The organism is Geodermatophilus sp. SYSU D01186, assembly GCF_054050215.1.
Genome location: NZ_JBJGYW010000056.1, coordinates 1 through 18,388, shown reverse-complemented (window position 1 = coordinate 18,388; position 18,388 = coordinate 1). Strand labels below are relative to the sequence as shown.

Below are 18,388 nucleotides of genomic sequence, written 5' to 3'. Positions count from 1 at the left end.
CCCCCCCCCCCCCCCCCCCCCCCCCCCCCCCCCCCCCCCCCCCCCCCCCCCCCCCCCCCCCCCCCCCCCCCCCCCCCCCCCCCCCCCGCGTCTCGTGGCGGCGATCCGGGAGCGGGGAGCTGCGGCCTCGCCCCGGGCGCTGGTCGCCCGGGTGAGCGTCGTGCTCGCGGCGGGCATCCTGGTGACGGGCGCGCTCTGGCTCGGGGGTCCGTCGGGTGAGCCGGCCGGGCCCGCGGGAGGACCGGTGGCGGCGGGGCTGGACGGGCAGGCCGCCACCTCGAGCCCCACCCCGGCTCCTGTGGAGGAGGCGGCGGGTGCGGCCGCGGGCGGCAGGACGGCGACCGAGGCCCTGGACGACCCTGACTCGGCGGAGGCGTGGGCGGCCCGGCTCGGCGAGCTCTACCAGCGGCGTGCGGAGGCCTTCCGCACCGGTGCCGCTCAGCTGCTCGACGAGGTCCACACGAGCGCCAGCCCCCTGCTGGCCGCCGACCGCACGACCGTCGAGGCGTTCGCCCGGGCCGGGGAGACGGTCCGGGGCTTCGCGCTGGCGGTCGTCCGCGTCGCGGTGGTCGACGGCGGGGTGGGGGAGGGCCACGTGACCCTCGACGTCGTCGACACGTGGCCGGCCTACGAGGTCGTCACGGCCCGGGAGCCGGATGGACGAGCCGTCCGGGCGGTGGATGCCCGCGGCGAGGCGCAGGTGCGGATGACCCTGGCCGAGCGCGACGGGGGTTGGCGGATCGACGCGGCGGAGCGGACGGGATGAGTCAGCGGCGGTGGAGTGCTGACCGCAGCGCGGCGTCCAGGTCCGTGTGGGTCCAGGTGAAACCGGCCTCCTCCAGCCGGGCCGGGAGGGCCCGCTGCCCGGCCAGGATGCCCACGGGCGCGAACTCCCCGACGGCCAGGCGCAGCGCGAGGCCGGGCACCGGGAGCGCCGCGGGCCGGTGGACGGCGCGGGCCAGGGCACGGGTGAACTCGGCGTTGGTGACCGGCGTGGGCGCGGTGAGGTTCACCGGCCCGGCGACGGGGGCGGTGAGCAGGAAGCGGATGGCGTCGACCTCGTCGGTCAGGCTGATCCACGGCCAGTACTGCCGGCCCGAGCCCAGCCTGCCACCGACCCCGAGCCGGAACAGCGGAGCCAGCCGGCCCAGCAGCCCGCCGGGGCCCAGCACGAGACCGGTCCGGAGCAGGGTCACCCGGATCCCCGCATCGGCCGCCGGTGCGGCCGCCGCCTCCCACTCGGTGCAGACCCGGGAGAGGAAGTCGTGGCCGGCCGGAGCGCGCTCGTCGACCGCGGTGTCCCCCGTGTCGCCGTACCAGCCGACCGCCGAGCCGGAGAGGAGGACGCGCGGCCGGGTCGGGTCCGCCGTCGCGGCCGCGGCCATGGCCTCGCTGACGGTGCGGGTCGCGTCCACCCTGCTGGCGAGCACGCGCTGCTTGTGCTTCGCGGTCCACCGGCGGTCGCCGATGCCGACGCCGGCCAGGTTGACCACGGCGTCGACGTCGCTGAGCAGCGCAGGGTCGATCCGCCGGTGTTGCGGGTCCCAGCGGTGCTCGTCAGCGGTGCGCGGTGTCCGGCGCACCAGCCGGAGGACGTCGTGTCCGTCGGCGCACAGCGCAGGGACCAGGTGGGATCCGATCAGCCCCGAGGAGCCGGTGACCGCGATCTTCATCTGTCTCCTCGCCGAGCTCGGGCAGCGGAACGCGATCGGGGCCCCGGCTTCCGCCGGGGCCCCGATCGGGTGCGGATCAGGCGAGACCGAGCTCGCCGTGGAACTGACCGGCCTCCAGCCGCTCCCGGACCGTGGTGAGGAAGCGGGCGGCGTCGGCGCCGTCGACGATGCGGTGGTCGTAGGTCAGGGCCAGGTAGACCATCGACCGGACCGCGATCACCTCGCCGAGGTCCTCGTCCTGGACGACGACCGGACGCTTGACGACCGACCCGGTGCCGAGGATCGCCACCTGCGGCTGGTTGATGATCGGCGTGTCGAACAGCGCGCCGCGGCTGCCGGTGTTGGTCAGCGTGAACGTGCCGCCACCGAGCTCGTCGGGAGTGACCTTGTTGGTACGGGTGCGCTCCGCCAGGTCGGCGATCTTGCGGGCCAGCCCGCCGAGGCTGAGGTCACCGGCGTCCTTGATGACCGGCACCAGCAGACCGCGCTCGGTGTCCACCGCGACGCCGAGGTTCTCGGAGTCGTGGTAGGTGACCGTGCCGGCCTCGAGGTCGATCGAGGAGTTCACCGCCGGGTGGGCCTTGAGCGCCTCGACCGCTGCCTTCGCGAAGAACGGCAGGAAGGAGAGCTTGACGCCCTCGCGGGCCTCGAAGTCCTTCTTCGCATGGGCGCGGAGCCGGGCGATCGCGGTGACGTCGGCCTCAACCACGGTCGTCAGCTGCGCGCTGACCGCCAGCGACTCCACCATCCGGCGGGCGATGACGGTGCGCAGCCGGGAGAGCTTCTCGGTCCGGCCCCGCAGCGTGGTGTCGGGCATGGCCGCCGGCGAGGGCTTCGGCGCGGTGCGGCCCGCGCCCGCCGAGGCTGCAGCCGGCGCCGCGGCCGGGGCGGAGGCGGCCTCGGCCGCCGCCAGCACGTCCTGCTTGCGGATCCGCCCACCGACGCCGGTCCCCGTGACCGTGGACAGGTCGACGCCGTGCTCGTTGGCCAGGCGGCGCACCAGCGGGGTGACGTAGGTGCCGCCTCCGTCCCCGCCGCCGGCCGGCTGCGCGGGTGCGGAGGGGGCCACCGCCGCGGCGGGCGACGGTGCCGAGGTGGGCGACTGGGTGGGCTGGGCGCCGCTGGAGCCGTAGTCCCCACCGGGCTGCTCGGTCGCCGTCGCGGCCTGCGCCGGCTCCGGCGTCGGCTGCGGGGCCTGCTGCGGTGCGGGAGCCTGCTGCGGTGCGGGAGCCTGCTGCGGTGCGGGTGCCTCCTGCGGGGCCGGTGCGGCCTGCTGGGCCGGCGCCTGCTGCTGGGAGGCGGGAGCGCCGCCACCGGCCGCGCCGGTGCCGATGATCGCCAGCTCCGCGCCCACGTCGACGGTCTCGTCCTCGTTGACCGAGATCGAGAGCAGGGTGCCGGAGACCGGCGCCGGGATCTCGGTGTCGACCTTGTCGGTGGAGACCTCGAGCAGCGGCTCGTCGGCGGTCACCTCGTCGCCGACCGACTTCAGCCAGCGGGTGACGGTGCCCTCGGTGACGCTCTCGCCCAGGGCCGGCATGGTCACCGGGGTCCCCTGGCCGCCGCCGTCGCCCTGCGCGGAGGCCTGGGCGGGCTCCGGCTCCGGCTGCTGCTGCGCCGGGGCCGCCGGCTCCTCCTGGGCCTGCTCCGCGGGCGGCTGCTCCGGCGCCACGGTCTCGGCGGAGGCCGGGGCGGCGCCCCCACCGTCGCCGTCCCCACCGATGACGGCGAGCTCGGCGCCGACCTCGACGGTCTCGTCCTCGGCGACGAGGATCTTGGTCAGCACACCGGCGGCAGGCGAGGGGATCTCGGTGTCGACCTTGTCGGTCGACACCTCGAGGAGAGGCTCGTCGACCTCGACCTGTTCACCCTCCTGCTTGAGCCAGCGGGTGACCGTGCCCTCGGTGACGCTCTCGCCCAGGGCGGGCATGGTGACGGAGGTCGGCATCGGGGCGGGGCTCCTTCTCGGCGCTGTGGATGGGGAGGGGTGGTACGTGGATCAGCCGTGCACGTGCAGGGGCTTGCCGGCCAGCGCCAGGTGCGCCTCGCCGAGAGCCTCGCTCTGGGTCGGGTGCGGGTGGATGAGGCTCGCGACGTCGTCGGCCTCGGCCTCCCAGTTGTAGATCAGCTGCGCCTCGGCGATGAGCTCGCCGACGCGGCTGCCCACCATGTGCACGCCGACGACGGGGCCGTCGACGGCCTGGACGAGCTTCACCGCACCCGCCGTCTTGAGGATCTGGCTGCGGCCGTTGCCACCGAGGTCGTAGGTGAGGGTCTTGACCTCGCCGTACCGCTCCTTGGCCTGGGCCTCGGTGAGGCCCACGGAGGCGACCTCGGGGTCGGAGTAGGTGATGCGCGGGACGCCGGCGTAGTCGATCGGGGCCGGGTTGAGCCCGGCCAGGCGCTCGGCGACGAGGATGCCCTCGGCGAAGCCGACGTGGGCCAGCTGCAGGGTGGGGATGAGGTCGCCGACCGCGGAGATCGTCGGGACGTTGGTCCGGCAGTACTCGTCGACCAGGACGTAACCGCGGTCCATCGCCACCCCGGCCTCCTCGTAGCCCAGGCCCTGGCTGACCGGGCCGCGGCCGACGGCGACGAGCACCAGCTCGGCCTCGAACTCCTTGCCGTTCTGCAGGGAGACCTTGACGCCGTTCTCGGTGGTCTGCACGCCGGAGACCAGGCTGCCGAGGGAGAACTCGATCTTGCGGCGGCGGAAGGCGCGCTCCAGCAGCTTGGAGGAGGCCTCGTCCTCCAGCGGGACCAGGTGCGGCAGGCCCTCGACGATGGTGACGTCGACGCCGAAGGACTTCCAGGCGCTGGCGAACTCGCAGCCGATGACGCCGCCGCCGAGGATGATCGCCGAGGCGGGGACCCGGTCCAGGTTCAGCGCGTGGTCGCTGGTGATGACCCGGGCGCCGTCGATCTCGATGCCCGGCAGGCTGCGGGCGTAGGAGCCGGTGGCGAGCAGGACGTGCTTGCCCTCGAAGCGCTGCCCGTTGACCTCGACGGCGGTGGGGGAGACCAGCCGGCCCTCGCCCTCGACGTAGTTGATCTTGCGGCTCTTGATGAGGCCCTGCAGGCCCTTGTGGAGCCGGGAGATCACGCCGTCCTTGTAGCCGTTGACGCCGTCCATGTCGATGCCGGCCAGGGAGGTCTTGACGCCGAACTGCTCGCCCTCGCGGGCGGCGTCGGCGATCTCACCGGCGTGCAGCAGGGCCTTGGTGGGGATGCAGCCACGGTGCAGGCAGGTGCCACCGACCTTGTCGCGCTCGATGAGGACGACGGACATGCCCAGCTCGGCGGCGCGCAGCGCGGCGGCGTAGCCACCCGAGCCACCACCGAGGATGACCAGGTCGGCGGGGGAGGTGGGTGCGCTCACGAGTTCTCCTCGAATGCAGTGGCCCGTCCCGTTCACGCGGGCGGGGGAACGTCCGCGCCCATCCTGCCACTCCGGGAACGTGACGGCCGACAGTGCCGTTCAGCAGCGCGGACGCCGCGGTGCGGCCGTGGCCGGTTCGGACGGGAGCGGACATGGGGTTCTGGACGCGTTTCCGGCGGAGGACGCCCCCGGGCGACCGGCGCGGCACCCTCGACCGCGGCGCCGGCCGGGCCGATCTCGCCCACCTCGAGCAGTTCGTCGCGACCCGCCGCGGGGTCGAGGGCTTCGTCGAGCCGCGCACGGCGGTCACCGAGTCCACGATCGTGCTCGTCGCCGCCGACGGAGAGTGGACCCGGCGCCGCATCGACGGGCCCGACACCGCGCGGCGGCTGTCCCGGGAGCTGCGTGTGCCCGTCTACGACGCCCAGGTCACCGGGTACCCGCAGCGGATGCGCGACTGGACGGCCCGCCGGCGCGCCGACGGAGCGAGCTGAGGCGGTCGCGTCCGGCCGCGGGCCGGACGCGACCACGACCTCACTCCGCGATCAGGTCCTCGATCGTGGCCAGCAGCGTCCGCACGGGCACGCCGGTGCCGCCCTTGGGCGTGTAGCCCCACGGGGCGCCGGTGTTGTAGCTCGGCCCCGCGATGTCGATGTGCGCCCACGGGAGGGCGGCCGGCACGAACTCGGCCAGGAAGTGGGCGCCGACGAGCATGCCCCCCATCCGGTCGGCGTTGGCGTTGACGAAGTCGGCGACCGGCGAGTCCAGGCCCTTGCGCAGCTCCGCGGGCATCGGCATCGGCCACATCGACTCACCGCTGCGCCGGCTGGCGGCCACGACGGCGTCGCGCAGGTCGTCGCTGCCCATGACACCGGAGGTGCGCGAGCCCAGCGCGACCAGCTGCGCGCCGGTGAGGGTCGCGGTCTCCAGCAGGTAGTCGGGGGAGTCCTCGGCGGCCCGGGCGATCGCGTCGGCCAGGACGACGCGGCCCTCGGCGTCGGTGTTGGTGATCTCGGCCTTCTTGCCGTTGCGGAAGGTGACCACGTCGGCGGGCCGGTAGGCGGTGCCGCTGGGCAGGTTCTCGGCGATCGGTACGGTCGCGGTCACCTCGACCGGCAGCTCCAGCTCCGCGACCAGGCACACGGTGGCGATCACGGCGGCCGCGCCGGCCATGTCGCTCTTCATGTCCTCCATCTTCAGCGCGGGCTTGATGGACAGCCCGCCGCTGTCGAAGGTGATGCCCTTGCCGACCAGCGCGACCTTCTTGCGCGCCTTCTTGCCCTTGTAGGTCAGGCGCAGGAGGCGCGGCTTGCGCACCGAGCCGCCGCCGACGGCCAGGATGCCGCCGTAGCCGCCCGCCGCGAGCTCGTCCTCGTCGAGCACCTCGACGGAGAGCCCGGCGGCCTTCCCGGCGGCGGCGCCGCGGTCGGCGAGCTCGGCGGGGTAGAGGTCGTTGGGCGGGGTGTTGACCAGGTCGCGCACCAGCGTGACGGCGTCGGCCACGGCGCGGGCACGGGCCAGCGGTGCGCGGGCGTCCCCGGCGTCCGGCACGACGACGGTGAACTCCCGCGGTGGTGTGGGCCGGCCGTTCTGCGCGGACTTGTAGGCGGTGAACTCGTAGGCGCCGAGCAGGCTGCCCTCGCCGACACCGTGCAGGCGCGCCGCGTCGGGCGTCCCACCCACAGCGGCCAGCAGCGTGACCACGGAACCGCGGCCGCTCAGCGCGCGGCTGGCGGCACCGGCGGCCCGGCGCACCGCCTCGGCGCCGTACCCGCCGGCCGCCTCGGGGGCGCCCAGGCCGACGGCCGCGACCACCGGGAACGGGCCCTGCCCGAGGCTGGCGACCCGCGTGACCTCCTCCTCGCCGCCCCGTGCGCCGAGGTCGGCCAGCGCGGGCAGCAGGCGGCCGCCGAGGAGGCGGTCCACGGCCTCCGCGCCGGGCGTGGGCAGGAGGCCGTCGGGCCCCTTGCCGATGCCGACGACGACGGCGTCGGCGGAGAGCTTCTCGAGCGGGCGGTCGGTGGCGGTGATCGTCGGCGGCACCGCTCGATCCTAGGTGCCCGGCCGGAGGCGGTCCTGAGGACGGCGAAGGAGACGGGGCGGGCCGCCGCCGATAGCGTGCCGTCCGTGACCCCGCGGACCTCGCCCCTGCACGAGCGGCACCTCGCGGCCGGCGCGAAACTGGCCGACTTCGGCGGCTGGACCATGCCGATCGAGTACGCCGGCGGGGGGGTGCTGGCCGAGCACGCCGCCGTCCGCAGCGGGGTGGGCCTGTTCGACGTCTCGCACCTGGGCACGGTGACCGTCCGCGGGCCCGGTGCCGCGGCCTTCGTCGACTCGTGCCTCACCAACGACCTGTCCCGCATCGGGCCGGGGCAGGCGCAGTACACGATGTGCTGCCTGCCCGACGGCGACCCGCGAGCGGGCGGGGTGGTCGACGACCTCATCGTGTACCTGCACGGCCCCGACGACGTCCTGCTGGTGCCCAACGCCGCCAACGCCGCCGAGGTCGTCGCGCGGCTGACCGACGCGGCACCGGCCGGGGTCACCGTCACCGACCGGCACGCCGAGGTCGCCGTCCTGGCCGTGCAGGGGCCGAAGTCGGCGCAGGTGCTGTCCTTCCTCGGCCTGCCCGGCGAGCTGCCCTACATGTCGTTCGTGACCGGCACCGGCGGCGGGCACACCGAGGTGACCGTGTGCCGCACCGGCTACACCGGCGAGCACGGCTACGAGTTGCTCGTGCCGGCCGAGGAGGCCGGCGAGCTGTGGGACGTGCTGGTGGACGTCGGGCAGGACGAGGGGCTGCGGCTGTGCGGTCTCGGTGCGCGCGACACCCTGCGCACCGAGATGGGGTACCCGTTGCACGGGCACGAGCTCTCCCCCGACATCACGCCCAACCAGGCCCGCGCTGGCTGGGCGGTGGGCTGGCGCAAGCCGGAGTTCTGGGGCCGCGGGGCGCTGCTGGCGGAGAAGGAGCAGGGCGCGGCCCGCCTGCTGTGGGGGCTGCGCGCGACCGGACGGGGCATCCCGCGGCCGGGCATGGCGGTCCTCGACGGCGAGGGCGCCCGCGTCGGTGAGGTCACCAGCGGCACCTTCTCGCCGTCCCTGCGGACCGGGATCGCCCTCGCGATGCTCGACACCGCCGCCGCACCGGCCGAGGGCGCCGACCTCGCCGTCGACGTGCGCGGGCGGCCGCAGGCCGTGGAGGTCGTGCGGCCGCCCTTCGTGCCCTCGCACGTGCGCTGAGCGCCTAGCGGTTCTTGCGGGTGGGGTCCTTGTCCTCCTTGGTCGGCTCCGGCTTGTCGGGCAGCGTGTCGGCCACGACGGCGTCGCGCTCACCCATCGGCCGCGGCTCCCCGGCGGTGGTGTCCCGCGCCGTCTGGTGCTCGGCCTCGGCGTTGATCTCCGCGCCGAGCAGTACCAGGTAGCAGGTCAGGTACAGCCACAGCATGAGCACGATGACGCCGGCGATGGCCCCGTAGGTCTCGTTGTAGGACCCGAAGTTGTCGACGTAGAAGCTGAACCCGATGCTGACCAGCGCCCACACGACGGTGACGACGATCGAGCCGAGGCTGACCCACCGCAGCTGCGGGGCGTCGCGGTCGGGCGCCACGCGGTAGACCACCGCGAGCCCCCCGGCGAAGACGCCGAGCAGCAGCACCCAGCGCACCACCTGGGCGAGCACGGTGCCGACGACGCCCAGGGGGAGGTCCTCCAGCACCGCCGGGACGACGGCGAGCAGGGTGAACGCGACGAGCACGAACACGATCGCACCGAGGGTCAGCGCGAGGGAGGTGGCCCGCAGCTTGATGAACCCGCGGGTCTCGACCTCGTCGTAGGCCAGGTTCACGGCGGTGATCAGGTTGCCCACGCCGCCGGAGGCGCTCCACAGCGCGGCGAGGATCGAGACGATGAGTCCGACGGTCAGCGCCCCGCCGCTGTTGCTGGTGATCGAGGTCAGCTGGTCACCGACGATGTCCTGGGCGCTGTCGGGCAGCTGTGTGGACACCGACTCGATCTGCTCGCTGACCTGCTCCGGGGAGGCGACCAGCCCGTAGATCGAGATGGTAGCGATCAGCGCCGGGAAGATGGCCAGGAAGCCGAAGAAGGCCACGCCGCCGGCGATGATCGGCATGTTGTCGGCCTTGTTCTCTGCCCAGGCCCGCTTGACGACCTGCTTCCAGCCGCGCAGCGGGATCTGCGTGGGGGAGTCCGCCGTGATGCCCGGGAGCTGCTGCTCGGTGGGCGCCCCGGACGGCGGGCTGCCGTCGTGGGCGTCGGGACCCCGCTCGGCCGCTGCCTTGGCCGCCGCTCGTCGGGCCGCCTTCTCCTCGACGCGTTCCCGGATCCGGTCGACGGCGCTCTCGTGGTGGCGCGTGCCCGGCACGTCAGTCGCCCGGCCAGTTGCCGGTCAGCTTGGTGAACCCGCGCGCGCCGGCCCGGTCGATGGCGGCCTTGGTCGCGGCGAAGATCGCGCCCTGCAGCGCGGCGGAGATGATCACCTGCGACATCGGGTACTCGCTCTGCAGCGCGTCGGGGGCGTCGTCCCGGCCGGCCACGCGCTTCCAGACCTGCTTGAAGATGGCGCCTGACACGGTGCCGGCGAGGATGCCGCCGAGCAGGCCGATGGGGCGGTAGGCGATCTTGGCTCCCTTGCTGCTCACTTCGTCCTCCTCGCGGCCCGGCGGGCCTGCTTCGCCTTCGCGGCCCGGCGGGCCTGCTTCGCCTTCGCGGCCCGGCGGGCCTGCTTCGCCTTCGCGGCCCGGCGGGCCTGCTTCGCGGCTCTGGCCGCCGATGCGCGGGCGGTCTTCTCGGCGGCCGCCCGGCGGGCGGCCAGCCCCTTCGCCGCCCGCTTGGTCTGCCGGGCCGCCGCGCGGCGGTCCCGGGTGCGGCGGCGCCACACCAGCAACCCGACGAGGGCGGCCAGGCCCGCGCCCGCGCCCACGACCGCCGGAGGGCTCTCCCGATAGGTCTCGACGGCGGTGTCGCGTGCCCGGAACGCGCTCTCCTTGGCGCGGGCCGGTACGTCGAGCCGGTGCGACAGCTCGTCGACGGTGCGGCTGAGCTGGGCGCGGGTGGCCTCGATCTCGGCCTTGATGGCGTCGGGGTCCTTCGGCGCGCCGTCGGCGCCGCTGCTCGGGGTGCTCACCGGCGGACACTCTCCTTCACCGTCGCGATGTCGGTCCTGGTGCTGGCGATCGCCTCCGTGGGCACCGGCGGCGCGGCGTCCTGCACGTCCTTCTTGCCGATCAGGGCGAGCACGCCGGCGACGGCGAAGAGCACGACGGTCACCACGAGGGCGGCTGCCCACGCCGGCAGTGCGAGGTCCAGCAGCAGGATGGCGGTGGCGACGAGGCTGGCCAGCCCCAGGAAGGCCATCAGCCCCGCGCCGCCGAAGAGGCCGGCGCCGACGCCCAGTCGCTTGGCCTTCTGCGTCATCTCGGCCTGGGCCAGCCGGGCCTCGTCGCGGACCAGCCGGGAGATCTGCTCGGTGAGCTGGCCGACGAGCTGCCCGGTGGAGGCGTCCTCCGGTGCGGGGGGTGGTGCGGGGGCTCGGCTCGCGCCCGCGGTGGGGTGGGTCATCGGTCCTCCGGTCCCGGGGATGGACGGTCGATGACCTCACATGCCCCCGATGATCGCCCGGGTAACCAGGGCCGGGTCACACTCCGGGCACGGCCGCGCCGGCCACTAGCCTCGGGGCCATGAGCTGGTACTGGCGGCTGGAGGACCCCTCGGGGGCGGAGGTGGACCCGGCGTCGGTCGGTGTCGAGGTCCCGGAGACCGACAACCAGGGCGACGCGGAGTCGTGGCTGGGCGAGCACTGGCGGGTGCTGCTCGAGCGCGGCGTGGCCACGGTGCGGCTCTTCGACGGCGAGGACGAGGTCTACGGCCCCATGGGGCTGGCGGCGACGTAGCCGGGGCGGACGACGGGTCGTCCGCCCCGGCGGCCTCCCTGCGGGGGCCCGCCGCGAGCCTGCGACTGGTGGGGGCAGGGAGGTACTCCCTCAGCCGCGGGAGGTCTTGGCCGGGTCGCGCTCCACGACGTCGCCGAGGGCCTCGTCGATCCGCTTGAGGACGTCGGCGTCGAGGACCACGCCGGCGGCCTGCACGTTGTCCCGCACCTGCTCGGGCCGGCTGGCGCCGATGATCGCGGCGGCGACGTTGCGGTTCTGCAGCACCCAGGCGACCGCGAGCTGCGCCATCGACAGGCCGAGGTCCGCGGCGATCGGCGTGAGCTCCTGCACCCGCGTGAGGACGTCGTCGCGCAGGAACCGCTGCATCGAGCCCCCGGCCTCGGCGTGCCCGCCACGGCTGTCGGCGGGCGGCTGCCGGCCCGGGAGGTACTTGCCGGTGAGCACGCCCTGCGCCAGCGGGGACCACACGATCTGCGACAGCCCCTCCTTCTCGGAGGTGGGCACGACCTCGTCCTCGATGACCCGCCACAGCATCGAGTACTGCGGCTGGTTGCTGATGAGCTGGACGCCGAGGTCACGGGCGAGCGCGGCACCGGCCGCGATCTCCTCGGCCCGCCACTCGGAGACGCCGATGTAGAGCACCTTGCCGGCCCGCACGAGGTCGGCGAAGGCGGTCATCGTCTCCTCGAGCGGCACCGTCGGGTCGTAGCGGTGCGCCTGGTACAGGTCGACGTAGTCGGTCTGCAGCCGCCGCAGCGAGGCGTGGCAGCTCTCGATGATGTGCTTGCGGGACAGCCCCCGGTCGTTCTGGCCCGGGCCGGTGGGCCAGTAGACCTTGGTGAAGACCTCCAGGCCCTCGCGGCGCTGCCCGGCCAGGGCGCGGCCCAGCACGGACTCGGCCTTGGTGCCGGCGTAGACGTCGGCGGTGTCGAAGGTGGTGATGCCCGCGTCGAGGGCGGCCCGCACACAGGCGTGCGCGGCGTCCTCCTCGACCTGGCTGCCGTGGGTGAGCCAGTTGCCGTAGGCGATCGCGGAGATGGTCAGGCCGGAACGGCCGAGTCGTCGGAATTCCACGGCCCGGACGCTATAAGGACCCCCTCCCGCTCATGCCCCGCGGGCTCGGCGGTGCCGTCAGACGTCGGCGCCCAGGGCGACCTCGGGCTTGGGGAACCGCCACCGGCGGACCATCGTGGACCGGCTGACGCCGTACCAGATCAGGCCGCGCATCTTGTGGTCCTGACCGGGGAAGCGCTCCAGCACCTTCCGCTTGATGCGCCGGCCCAGGAACACCGAGTCGCCGATGATCACGAGGAAGAACAGGAACCACAGGAACACGGTGTAGCTCTGCACCGCCGGGCTCGGGATGAAGTAGCCCACCAGCACGAGGGCGGCCACGACGAGGAAGAAGCTGCCGGCGTTGCGCCGCGCGTCGACGACGTCGCGCACCAGCTTGCGCACCGGGCCGCGGTCGCGGGCCGGCAGGTAGCTGTCGTCGCCGGCCAGGGCGCCGGCGCGGGCGGCACCGCGGGCGCTGGCCTGCTGCTCCCGCATCCGCCGGTAGGCCTCCTTGCGGTTGGTCGGCGGCGGCGGGGGAGGGCCGGGACGGCGGCCTTGGGCCTCGCTGCGCTTCGGCGTGGGGCGGCCCTTGCCGCCGGCCTTGACCAGCTGGGCGGTCAGGTCGGCGTCGCTGGCGGGGGCGGCCGCGGCGCGGTCGCGGCGCCCGGGCAGACGGAACTTCACGCGCCGAGTCTACGTGTGACCTGGCCCGTTCCCCCGCCTCCGCGCGGACGGCGGCCGTACAGTGGAAGAGGACCCGCTCCGGCGGTGTTGGCCTGGAGAAGGACGTGCCACCTCAGGCACCCTCGAACGTGGGAGGACCACAGACATGACGGTGCAGGACACCGCAGCGACCGGCGTCGTCCTCAGCGAGCCCGCTGCCGCGAAGGTGAAGGCGCTGCTGGACCAGGAAGGCCGCGACGACCTCCGGCTGCGCATCGCCGTCCAGCCCGGCGGTTGCTCCGGCCTCCGCTACCAGCTCTTCTTCGACGAGCGGTTCCTCGACGGCGACCAGACCTTCGAGTTCGGCGGGGTCGAGGTCATCGTCGACCGGATGAGCACCCCCTACCTCGGCGGTGCGGTCATCGACTTCGTCGACACCATCGAGAAGCAGGGCTTCACGATCGACAACCCGAACGCGCAGGGCTCCTGCGCCTGCGGCGACTCGTTCCACTGAGCACCGCGTAGCCCGGACACACGTCGGCGCCCCGGTCCTCCTCGGAGGGCCGGGGCGCCGTCGTGTTCAGAGCTTGACGGGGTAGACCGTCTCCGGGATGACCGGCTTGATGCGCTCCTCGACGAAGATGCCGTGCCAGACCATGAAGACCAGCACCTCCCACACCTGACGGGCGATGCGCTTGCTCGGCACCTCGGCCTGGCGCAGCCGGTCGAGCAGGGTCAGCACGTGACCGCGGTCGAGCCACTCGTCGGTCTCGCTCCCGGTGACGATGTCGCGGGCCCACTGGTGCAGCGGCCCGGCGAGGAAGTCCGCCGTCGGCACGGGGAAGCCCAGCTTGCGCCGGTGCAGGATCGACGGCGGCACGATCTGCTCCATCGCCCGCCGCAGCGCGTACTTCGTGGCGTCGCTGCCGCGGGGCACCCGCTGGTCGAGCGGGATGGTGCTGGCCAGCGCGAACACCTCGGGGTCGAGGAAGGGCACCCGCAGCTCCAGCGAGTTGGCCATGGTCATCTTGTCGGCCTTGACCAGGATGTCGCCGCGCAGCCAGGTGAACAGGTCCACGTACTGCATGGCCGTGACGTCGTCGTAGCCGGCCTCGCGGGTCTGCCGGTAGAGGTTCTCGGTCACGGTGACGTGGGACAGGTCGGCGTCGTGCCCCCGCATCAGCTGCGCGAGCTCCGCGCCGGAGAAGTTCCGCGCGTTGCCGTAGTAGCGCTCCTGGAGCGGGATCGAGGCGCGGCGCAGCAGGTCCTTGCCGCGCATCCCCTCGGGCAGCCGATCGGACAGCGCCGCCATGGCCCGCTTGCCGAACCGCGGGACCCGCTCGGCCCAGGCCAGGCTCAGCGGCTCCCGGTAGATGGTGTAGCCGCCGAACAGCTCGTCGGCGCCCTCGCCGGAGAGCACCACCTTCACGTGCTTGCGGGCCTCGCGGGCGACGAAGTACAGCGGCACGAGCGCCGGATCGGCGACCGGGTCGTCGAGGTACCAGACCACCTCGGGGATCGCCTCGGCGAACTGCTCCGCGGTGATCTCCACCGGCACGTGCCGGACGCCGAGGGTGCGCGCCGACTCCGCGGCGATGTCCACCTCCGAGGTCGACTCCCGCTGGAAGCCGACCGTGAAGGTCATGAGGTCGGGGTTGTAGCGGTGGGCGAGGGCGGCGATGGCGGTGGAGTCGATGCCGCTGGAGAGGAACGACCCGACGGTGACGTCGGCGCGCATGTGCTTGGCCACCGACTCGTCGAGTGCCGCCGCGATCCGGTCGTAGAGCTCCTGCTCCCGCCCCTCCGCCACCGGCTGCGGCCGGAAGGTCGGGTGGAAGTACCGGTGGGTGTGCAGCTCGCCGTCGACGACGGTGAAGCTGGTGCCGCTCTCGATGCGCCGGATGCCGCGGTGCAGGGTCGCCGGCTCGGGCACGTACTGCAGCGTCAGGTAGTGCTGGAGGGAGGCCGGGTCGACCCCGCCGGCGGCCGCGGTGCCGCCGAGCAGCTCCAGCACGGCCTTCTTCTCGGAGGTGAAGACCAGGCCGCCGTCGGCCAGCCGCGCGGTGAACAGCGGCTTGATGCCGAACGGATCGCGGGCACCGAACGCCGTCCGGGTGTGGGTGTCCCAGATGACGAACGCGAACATCCCGCGCAGCCGGTTGACGACGTCCTGACCCCACAGGTGGTAGCCGGCGACGATCGTCTCGGTGTCGCCGTGCGTGGTCAGCTCGGCCCCGGCGGCGGCCAGCTCCTCGCGCAGCTCCAGGTAGTTGTAGATCTCGCCGTTGAACAGGATCCGGTACCGGTCACCGGCGTAGGGGAGCGGCTGCGGGCTGCCCTCGACGTCGATGATCGAGAGCCGGTTGAAGCCGAGGACGACCCGGGAGTCCGCCCAGACGGCGGTGTCGTCGGGTCCGCGGTGGTGCAGGCAGTGCAGCGCCTCCTGCACGCCCGAGACGTGGGAGTCGCCGACCCGGTCGGCGTCGGTGGACAGGTATGCCAGCAGGCCGCACATGAGGCGCAGGTCTCCGGGGGTCGGTTCGTTGGCCCGGCTCGGGGAGCCGGGGTGGGGGTCAGACGCGCTCGCCGGCGCGGGTCTTGCGGGTGGCGATCCGTTCCGCGACGAAGGACAGGATCGGGACGGTGCCCGCGAGCAGCACGAGGACGGCGCCCTTGAGGGTCCACCGGGCGCGCAGCGCGAGGTCGCAGGCGACGAGGAAGAAGATGAAGTAGAGCCAGCCGTGCAGGGTGCCGATGACCGCCACCGGCTGGTCGAGCTCGGCGGCGTACTTCAGGGGGACGGCGACCAGGATCAGGGCGATCAGCAGCACGCCCACGATCCAGGCCATCACCCGGTACCGCAGCAGCGCGGCGGGGATGCCCTGCCCGACCCGGCGCGCGAGGGCGCGGGGCAGCGTGCTGGTACGGCCGGTCTGCTCAGCGGCCACGGTCGCTCCGCTGGCCCAGCGCCTTCTCGTTCAGCTCGGCGAGGTAGGCGTTGTAGGCAGCCAGCTCGGGGTCGCCCGTGGTGTCGATGCGCGGCCGCTGGTAGAGCACGAGGTCGGCGCCCGGCTCGTCGGCGTCGGGGTCGCGGTTCAGCTCCTCGCGGCACATGCGGACGTAGAACCACAGGCCCATGAGTCCGTACAGCGGCCACTGGAGGGCGTAGCTCCAGTTCACCGCGCCGCCGCCGGCCTCGGCCTTGGTGAGCTGCCAGTAGCCCAGGAAGAACGTGGCGACGAACAGTGCCGCCACCAGCAGGTGCAGGAGCACCCACCTGGGGGTCAGCAGCCGGGTGAACACGGCCTCGACTGTAACCGGCGCGGCACCGGCGGCGGGGTCCACGGTGAGGGGGCTCACCTCCGGAGGCGGGCGCCGGGAGGCCGATCGCGGGGGTCCGACGCGCGACCCGCCGGGACTCCGTCTCCGGTGGTAGGCCGCCATGCGGGGTCGGCTAGTCTCGCCGCAGACTGTGGTCGGCACAGCAGCCGTCCGCCGGAACCGGTGGGCGGCGTGCCGAGAAGACCGTCCGGGCGGTCCGGACGGAGGACGAGGAGGCAGCGAGCAGTGGCTCGAGGCAGCAGGCTCGCGCGGGTCGCCGCGCTCGGTCTCCTGGGGGTCGTCACCCTCACCGGGTGCACGCCCAACAACGAGTTCTGGCGCTGGGGGTGGCCCGACGGGATCACCGACGAGGCCTACGCGATGCGCGACCTGTGGATCTGGTCGGTCATCGCGGCGCTCCTCGTCGGCATCGGCGTCTGGGGCCTGATCCTGTGGTCGGTGGTCCGTCACCGGAAGCGCTCGGACGAGCTGCCGAAGCAGACTGCGTACAACCTGCCGCTGGAGATCGTCTACACGATCATCCCGTTCCTCATCATCGCCGGGCTGTTCTTCTTCACCGTGGTGACGCAGAACAAGGTGATGGACCGCAGTGAGGACCCCGACACCACCATCGCGGTCAACGCGTTCAAGTGGAACTGGCAGTTCGTCTACCCGGAGACCACCGGGGCCGACGGGGAGCCGGTGAACACCGTGGGCACCAGCGAGGAGATCCCGATCCTCGTCGTCCCGACGGATGAGACGGTGCGGTTCGAGGTGGCTTCCGCCGACGTCATCCACTCGTTCTGGGTGCCCGAGTTCCTCTTCAAGCTGGACGTCATCCCCGGCAACGAGAACGACCGCGACAACGTCTTCGAGGTGACCGTCCGCGAGGAGGGCGCCTTCGTCGGTCGCTGCGCCGAGCTGTGCGGGACCTACCACGCGTACATGAACTTCGAGGTGCGCGCGGTCACTGCGGACGACTACGACGACTACCTGGCCGCCCGTGAGTCGGGGCTGAGCACCTTCGACGCCCTCGAGAGCATCGGGCAGCCCGGCGACCCGCAGACCACGCAGGCCTGGGACCTCGTCGACGACGCCCAGCGGGCCGATGGCTGACATGCGGCCCAACCTGGTCTCCACCACCCAGCAGGAGGAACGGCCGTGAAGGTCGAAGCGCTCATCTTCAACGCCATCGGGGTCTTCTGCATCGTGATGGCGATCGTCTACGGGGTGTGGGCCCGCGAGCCGATCGGCACGACGGCTCTGGTCCTCTCCGGCGGGCTCACGTTCCTCATCGGCGGGTTCTTCTGGTTCGTCTCCCGTCGCATCGACGCCCGTCCCGAGGACCGCAAGGACGCCGACATCGCCGACGGCGCCGGTGAGCTCGGCTTCTTCAGCCCGGGCAGCTACTGGCCGTTCGCCATCGCGCTCTCCGCGGCCCTGATGGGTGTGGCCCTGGCCTTCTTCTACTCGTGGCTGATCCTCATCGCCGGGGTGGCGCTGCTCATCACCATCGGTGGGCTGCTCTTCGAGTACTACGTCGGGCAGAACGCGCACAGCTGAGCCGCCCGGCTCGTCCACGAGGGCCCCTCTCCGCTCCGGCGGGGAGGGGCCCTCGTCGTGTGCGGGCTGCTGCGACGCCTGACAGAGCGCGGTGGGCGACCCGGGCCCTCGGGAGATCTGCCCGCCTCCGGTCGGTGAGCCGGTCCTGCGTCGCCCTGCTGGGTGCCCGTGCGCGGGGGACGGGCGGTGCGGCGGCCGGCCCGCGGCTCCGGTGCGCTCGGGTGTGCGGCGGAGGCAGCCGCGGTGATCCGCCGGCGAGCCGGGCCCGGTCCGGCCAGCGCCGCACGGTCCACTCGACAGCTGCCGGCTGCCGGCTGCCGTCGGCTGTCCACACGCGGGGCCGCGCCGAGGAGGTCGGGCTGACTGGGCTGGGGCGCCTGCGCGGCCGGCACCGCACTCGCTCGGTGGACTGTCCGGGCTCGACGCCCTGAGGACCGCCAGGAGGGGCGTGGGGCCGCGCTGCGGACCAGGGGGCCACGGTCGCCGTCGCTCGAGACCGCCACGGTCACCGTCGACCCGGTGCGACGCCGGCCGCTCGTGGTGGCGGAGGTCGCCCTGCACGCCCCGGGGCGTCGTGCTGTCCCGATGTCCACTCCGGCGCGGGGCGGTCGGTCCCCGTCGGTCGGTCGGGTGGACCCCGGTCGCCCCGAGGAGGGGAGAGGTGGGTTCAGCCGTTGTGCGGCGACCGGGCAGCCGCCCGTGGTCCCGGAGCGACCAATCACCAGAGCGCCCGGCCGGACTCCGCCGTCCGCAGAGCGGTCAGCGGCGCAGGTGGCTGCTGTCGTACAGACGAGTGGGGCCCCGACGGAGATCTCCGT

At 73.6% G+C, this 18,388-nt stretch carries 20 protein-coding genes; 7 read left to right on the top strand and 13 right to left on the bottom strand.

Annotated features, from left to right (window positions below):
- Window positions 1-151: 151 nt before the first annotated feature.
- Entirely contained in the window at window positions 152-766 is a 615-nt protein-coding gene (locus ACI784_RS24255; protein ID WP_457015220.1) for a hypothetical protein, read from the top strand.
- Window position 767: 1 nt separating this feature from the next.
- On the opposite strand, the gene ACI784_RS24250 is transcribed toward ACI784_RS24255, so the two are convergent.
- The 3 genes from ACI784_RS24250 to lpdA form a co-directional block, all read right to left on the bottom strand.
- The gene (locus ACI784_RS24250; protein ID WP_456925708.1) at window positions 768-1,673 is read right to left on the bottom strand and encodes a TIGR01777 family oxidoreductase; all 906 of its coding nucleotides are present in this window, start codon (window positions 1,671-1,673) and stop codon (window positions 768-770) included.
- 76 nt (window positions 1,674-1,749) lie between these two features.
- Complete coding sequence (gene sucB, locus ACI784_RS24245) at window positions 1,750-3,621, bottom strand: 2-oxoglutarate dehydrogenase, E2 component, dihydrolipoamide succinyltransferase (RefSeq protein WP_457015219.1); 1,872 nt, start codon at window positions 3,619-3,621, stop codon at window positions 1,750-1,752.
- Between the two features lie 51 nt (window positions 3,622-3,672).
- On the bottom strand, window positions 3,673-5,052 hold the full coding sequence (gene lpdA, locus ACI784_RS24240; protein WP_456925757.1) for a dihydrolipoyl dehydrogenase: 1,380 nt from the start codon (window positions 5,050-5,052) through the stop codon (window positions 3,673-3,675).
- A 152-nt stretch (window positions 5,053-5,204) separates the two neighbouring features.
- Between lpdA and ACI784_RS24235 the strand changes: the two genes are divergently transcribed.
- Window positions 5,205-5,546, top strand: a complete 342-nt coding sequence (locus ACI784_RS24235) for an oxidoreductase (protein ID WP_456925758.1) — start codon at window positions 5,205-5,207, stop codon at window positions 5,544-5,546.
- A gap of 40 nt (window positions 5,547-5,586) precedes the next feature.
- Here the strand turns inward: ACI784_RS24235 and ACI784_RS24230 are convergent, their stop codons facing one another.
- Complete coding sequence (locus ACI784_RS24230; protein WP_457015218.1) at window positions 5,587-7,095, bottom strand: leucyl aminopeptidase; 1,509 nt, start codon at window positions 7,093-7,095, stop codon at window positions 5,587-5,589.
- Window positions 7,096-7,179: 84 nt separating this feature from the next.
- Between ACI784_RS24230 and gcvT the strand changes: the two genes are divergently transcribed.
- On the top strand, window positions 7,180-8,298 hold the full coding sequence (gcvT, locus tag ACI784_RS24225; RefSeq protein WP_456925760.1) for a glycine cleavage system aminomethyltransferase GcvT: 1,119 nt from the start codon (window positions 7,180-7,182) through the stop codon (window positions 8,296-8,298).
- Between the two features lie 4 nt (window positions 8,299-8,302).
- Here gcvT and ACI784_RS24220 read toward each other — a convergent pair whose 3' ends face one another.
- From ACI784_RS24220 to ACI784_RS24205, 4 genes are read right to left on the bottom strand one after another with little or no spacing between them, the layout of a single operon-like run.
- Complete coding sequence (locus ACI784_RS24220; protein WP_456925761.1) at window positions 8,303-9,439, bottom strand: YihY/virulence factor BrkB family protein; 1,137 nt, start codon at window positions 9,437-9,439, stop codon at window positions 8,303-8,305.
- Window position 9,440: 1 nt separating this feature from the next.
- Window positions 9,441-9,716: a DUF4235 domain-containing protein gene (locus tag ACI784_RS24215; RefSeq protein ID WP_456925762.1), complete on the bottom strand. Its 276-nt coding sequence runs from the start codon at window positions 9,714-9,716 to the stop codon at window positions 9,441-9,443.
- Window positions 9,713-10,201, bottom strand: a complete 489-nt coding sequence (locus tag ACI784_RS24210; RefSeq protein ID WP_457015217.1) for a DUF3618 domain-containing protein — start codon at window positions 10,199-10,201, stop codon at window positions 9,713-9,715. Before ACI784_RS24210 ends, ACI784_RS24215 begins: the two co-directional genes overlap by 4 nt.
- Window positions 10,198-10,635, bottom strand: coding sequence for a phage holin family protein (locus ACI784_RS24205; protein ID WP_456925765.1), 438 nt, complete (start codon window positions 10,633-10,635; stop codon window positions 10,198-10,200). The genes ACI784_RS24210 and ACI784_RS24205 overlap by 4 nt, the downstream gene beginning before the upstream one ends.
- A 119-nt stretch (window positions 10,636-10,754) precedes the next feature.
- Between ACI784_RS24205 and ACI784_RS24200 the strand changes: the two genes are divergently transcribed.
- Window positions 10,755-10,967: a hypothetical protein gene (locus tag ACI784_RS24200; protein WP_456925766.1), complete on the top strand. Its 213-nt coding sequence runs from the start codon at window positions 10,755-10,757 to the stop codon at window positions 10,965-10,967.
- A gap of 90 nt (window positions 10,968-11,057) precedes the next feature.
- On the opposite strand, the gene ACI784_RS24195 is transcribed toward ACI784_RS24200, so the two are convergent.
- Both ACI784_RS24195 and ACI784_RS24190 read right to left on the bottom strand, forming a co-directional pair.
- The gene (locus ACI784_RS24195; protein WP_456925767.1) at window positions 11,058-12,041 is read right to left on the bottom strand and encodes an aldo/keto reductase family protein; all 984 of its coding nucleotides are present in this window, start codon (window positions 12,039-12,041) and stop codon (window positions 11,058-11,060) included.
- Window positions 12,042-12,098: 57 nt separating this feature from the next.
- Window positions 12,099-12,707 (bottom strand): DUF3043 domain-containing protein, encoded by a 609-nt coding sequence (locus tag ACI784_RS24190; RefSeq protein WP_456925768.1) that lies wholly within the window; start codon window positions 12,705-12,707, stop codon window positions 12,099-12,101.
- Window positions 12,708-12,852: 145 nt separating this feature from the next.
- On the opposite strand from ACI784_RS24190, the gene ACI784_RS24185 reads away from it, so the two are divergent.
- Window positions 12,853-13,200 (top strand): HesB/IscA family protein, encoded by a 348-nt coding sequence (locus ACI784_RS24185; protein ID WP_456852290.1) that lies wholly within the window; start codon window positions 12,853-12,855, stop codon window positions 13,198-13,200.
- Between the two features lie 66 nt (window positions 13,201-13,266).
- Here ACI784_RS24185 and asnB read toward each other — a convergent pair whose 3' ends face one another.
- From asnB to ACI784_RS24170, 3 genes are read right to left on the bottom strand one after another with little or no spacing between them, the layout of a single operon-like run.
- Window positions 13,267-15,201, bottom strand: coding sequence for an asparagine synthase (glutamine-hydrolyzing) (gene asnB / locus ACI784_RS24180; protein WP_457015216.1), 1,935 nt, complete (start codon window positions 15,199-15,201; stop codon window positions 13,267-13,269).
- A gap of 58 nt (window positions 15,202-15,259) precedes the next feature.
- Window positions 15,260-15,634 (bottom strand): DUF3817 domain-containing protein, encoded by a 375-nt coding sequence (locus ACI784_RS24175; protein ID WP_457015215.1) that lies wholly within the window; start codon window positions 15,632-15,634, stop codon window positions 15,260-15,262.
- Window positions 15,624-15,989: a metalloprotease gene (locus ACI784_RS24170; protein WP_456925771.1), complete on the bottom strand. Its 366-nt coding sequence runs from the start codon at window positions 15,987-15,989 to the stop codon at window positions 15,624-15,626. Before ACI784_RS24170 ends, ACI784_RS24175 begins: the two co-directional genes overlap by 11 nt.
- Window positions 15,990-16,253: 264 nt before the next feature.
- Here ACI784_RS24170 and ctaC point away from each other — a divergent pair, with 264 nt between their 5' ends.
- Together ctaC and ACI784_RS24160 are read left to right on the top strand one after the other, a co-directional pair.
- Window positions 16,254-17,123, top strand: a complete 870-nt coding sequence (gene ctaC, locus ACI784_RS24165; RefSeq protein WP_456925772.1) for an aa3-type cytochrome oxidase subunit II — start codon at window positions 16,254-16,256, stop codon at window positions 17,121-17,123.
- A 45-nt stretch (window positions 17,124-17,168) separates the two neighbouring features.
- Window positions 17,169-17,570, top strand: coding sequence for a cytochrome c oxidase subunit 4 (locus ACI784_RS24160; protein ID WP_456925773.1), 402 nt, complete (start codon window positions 17,169-17,171; stop codon window positions 17,568-17,570).
- Window positions 17,571-18,388 lie beyond the last annotated feature (818 nt).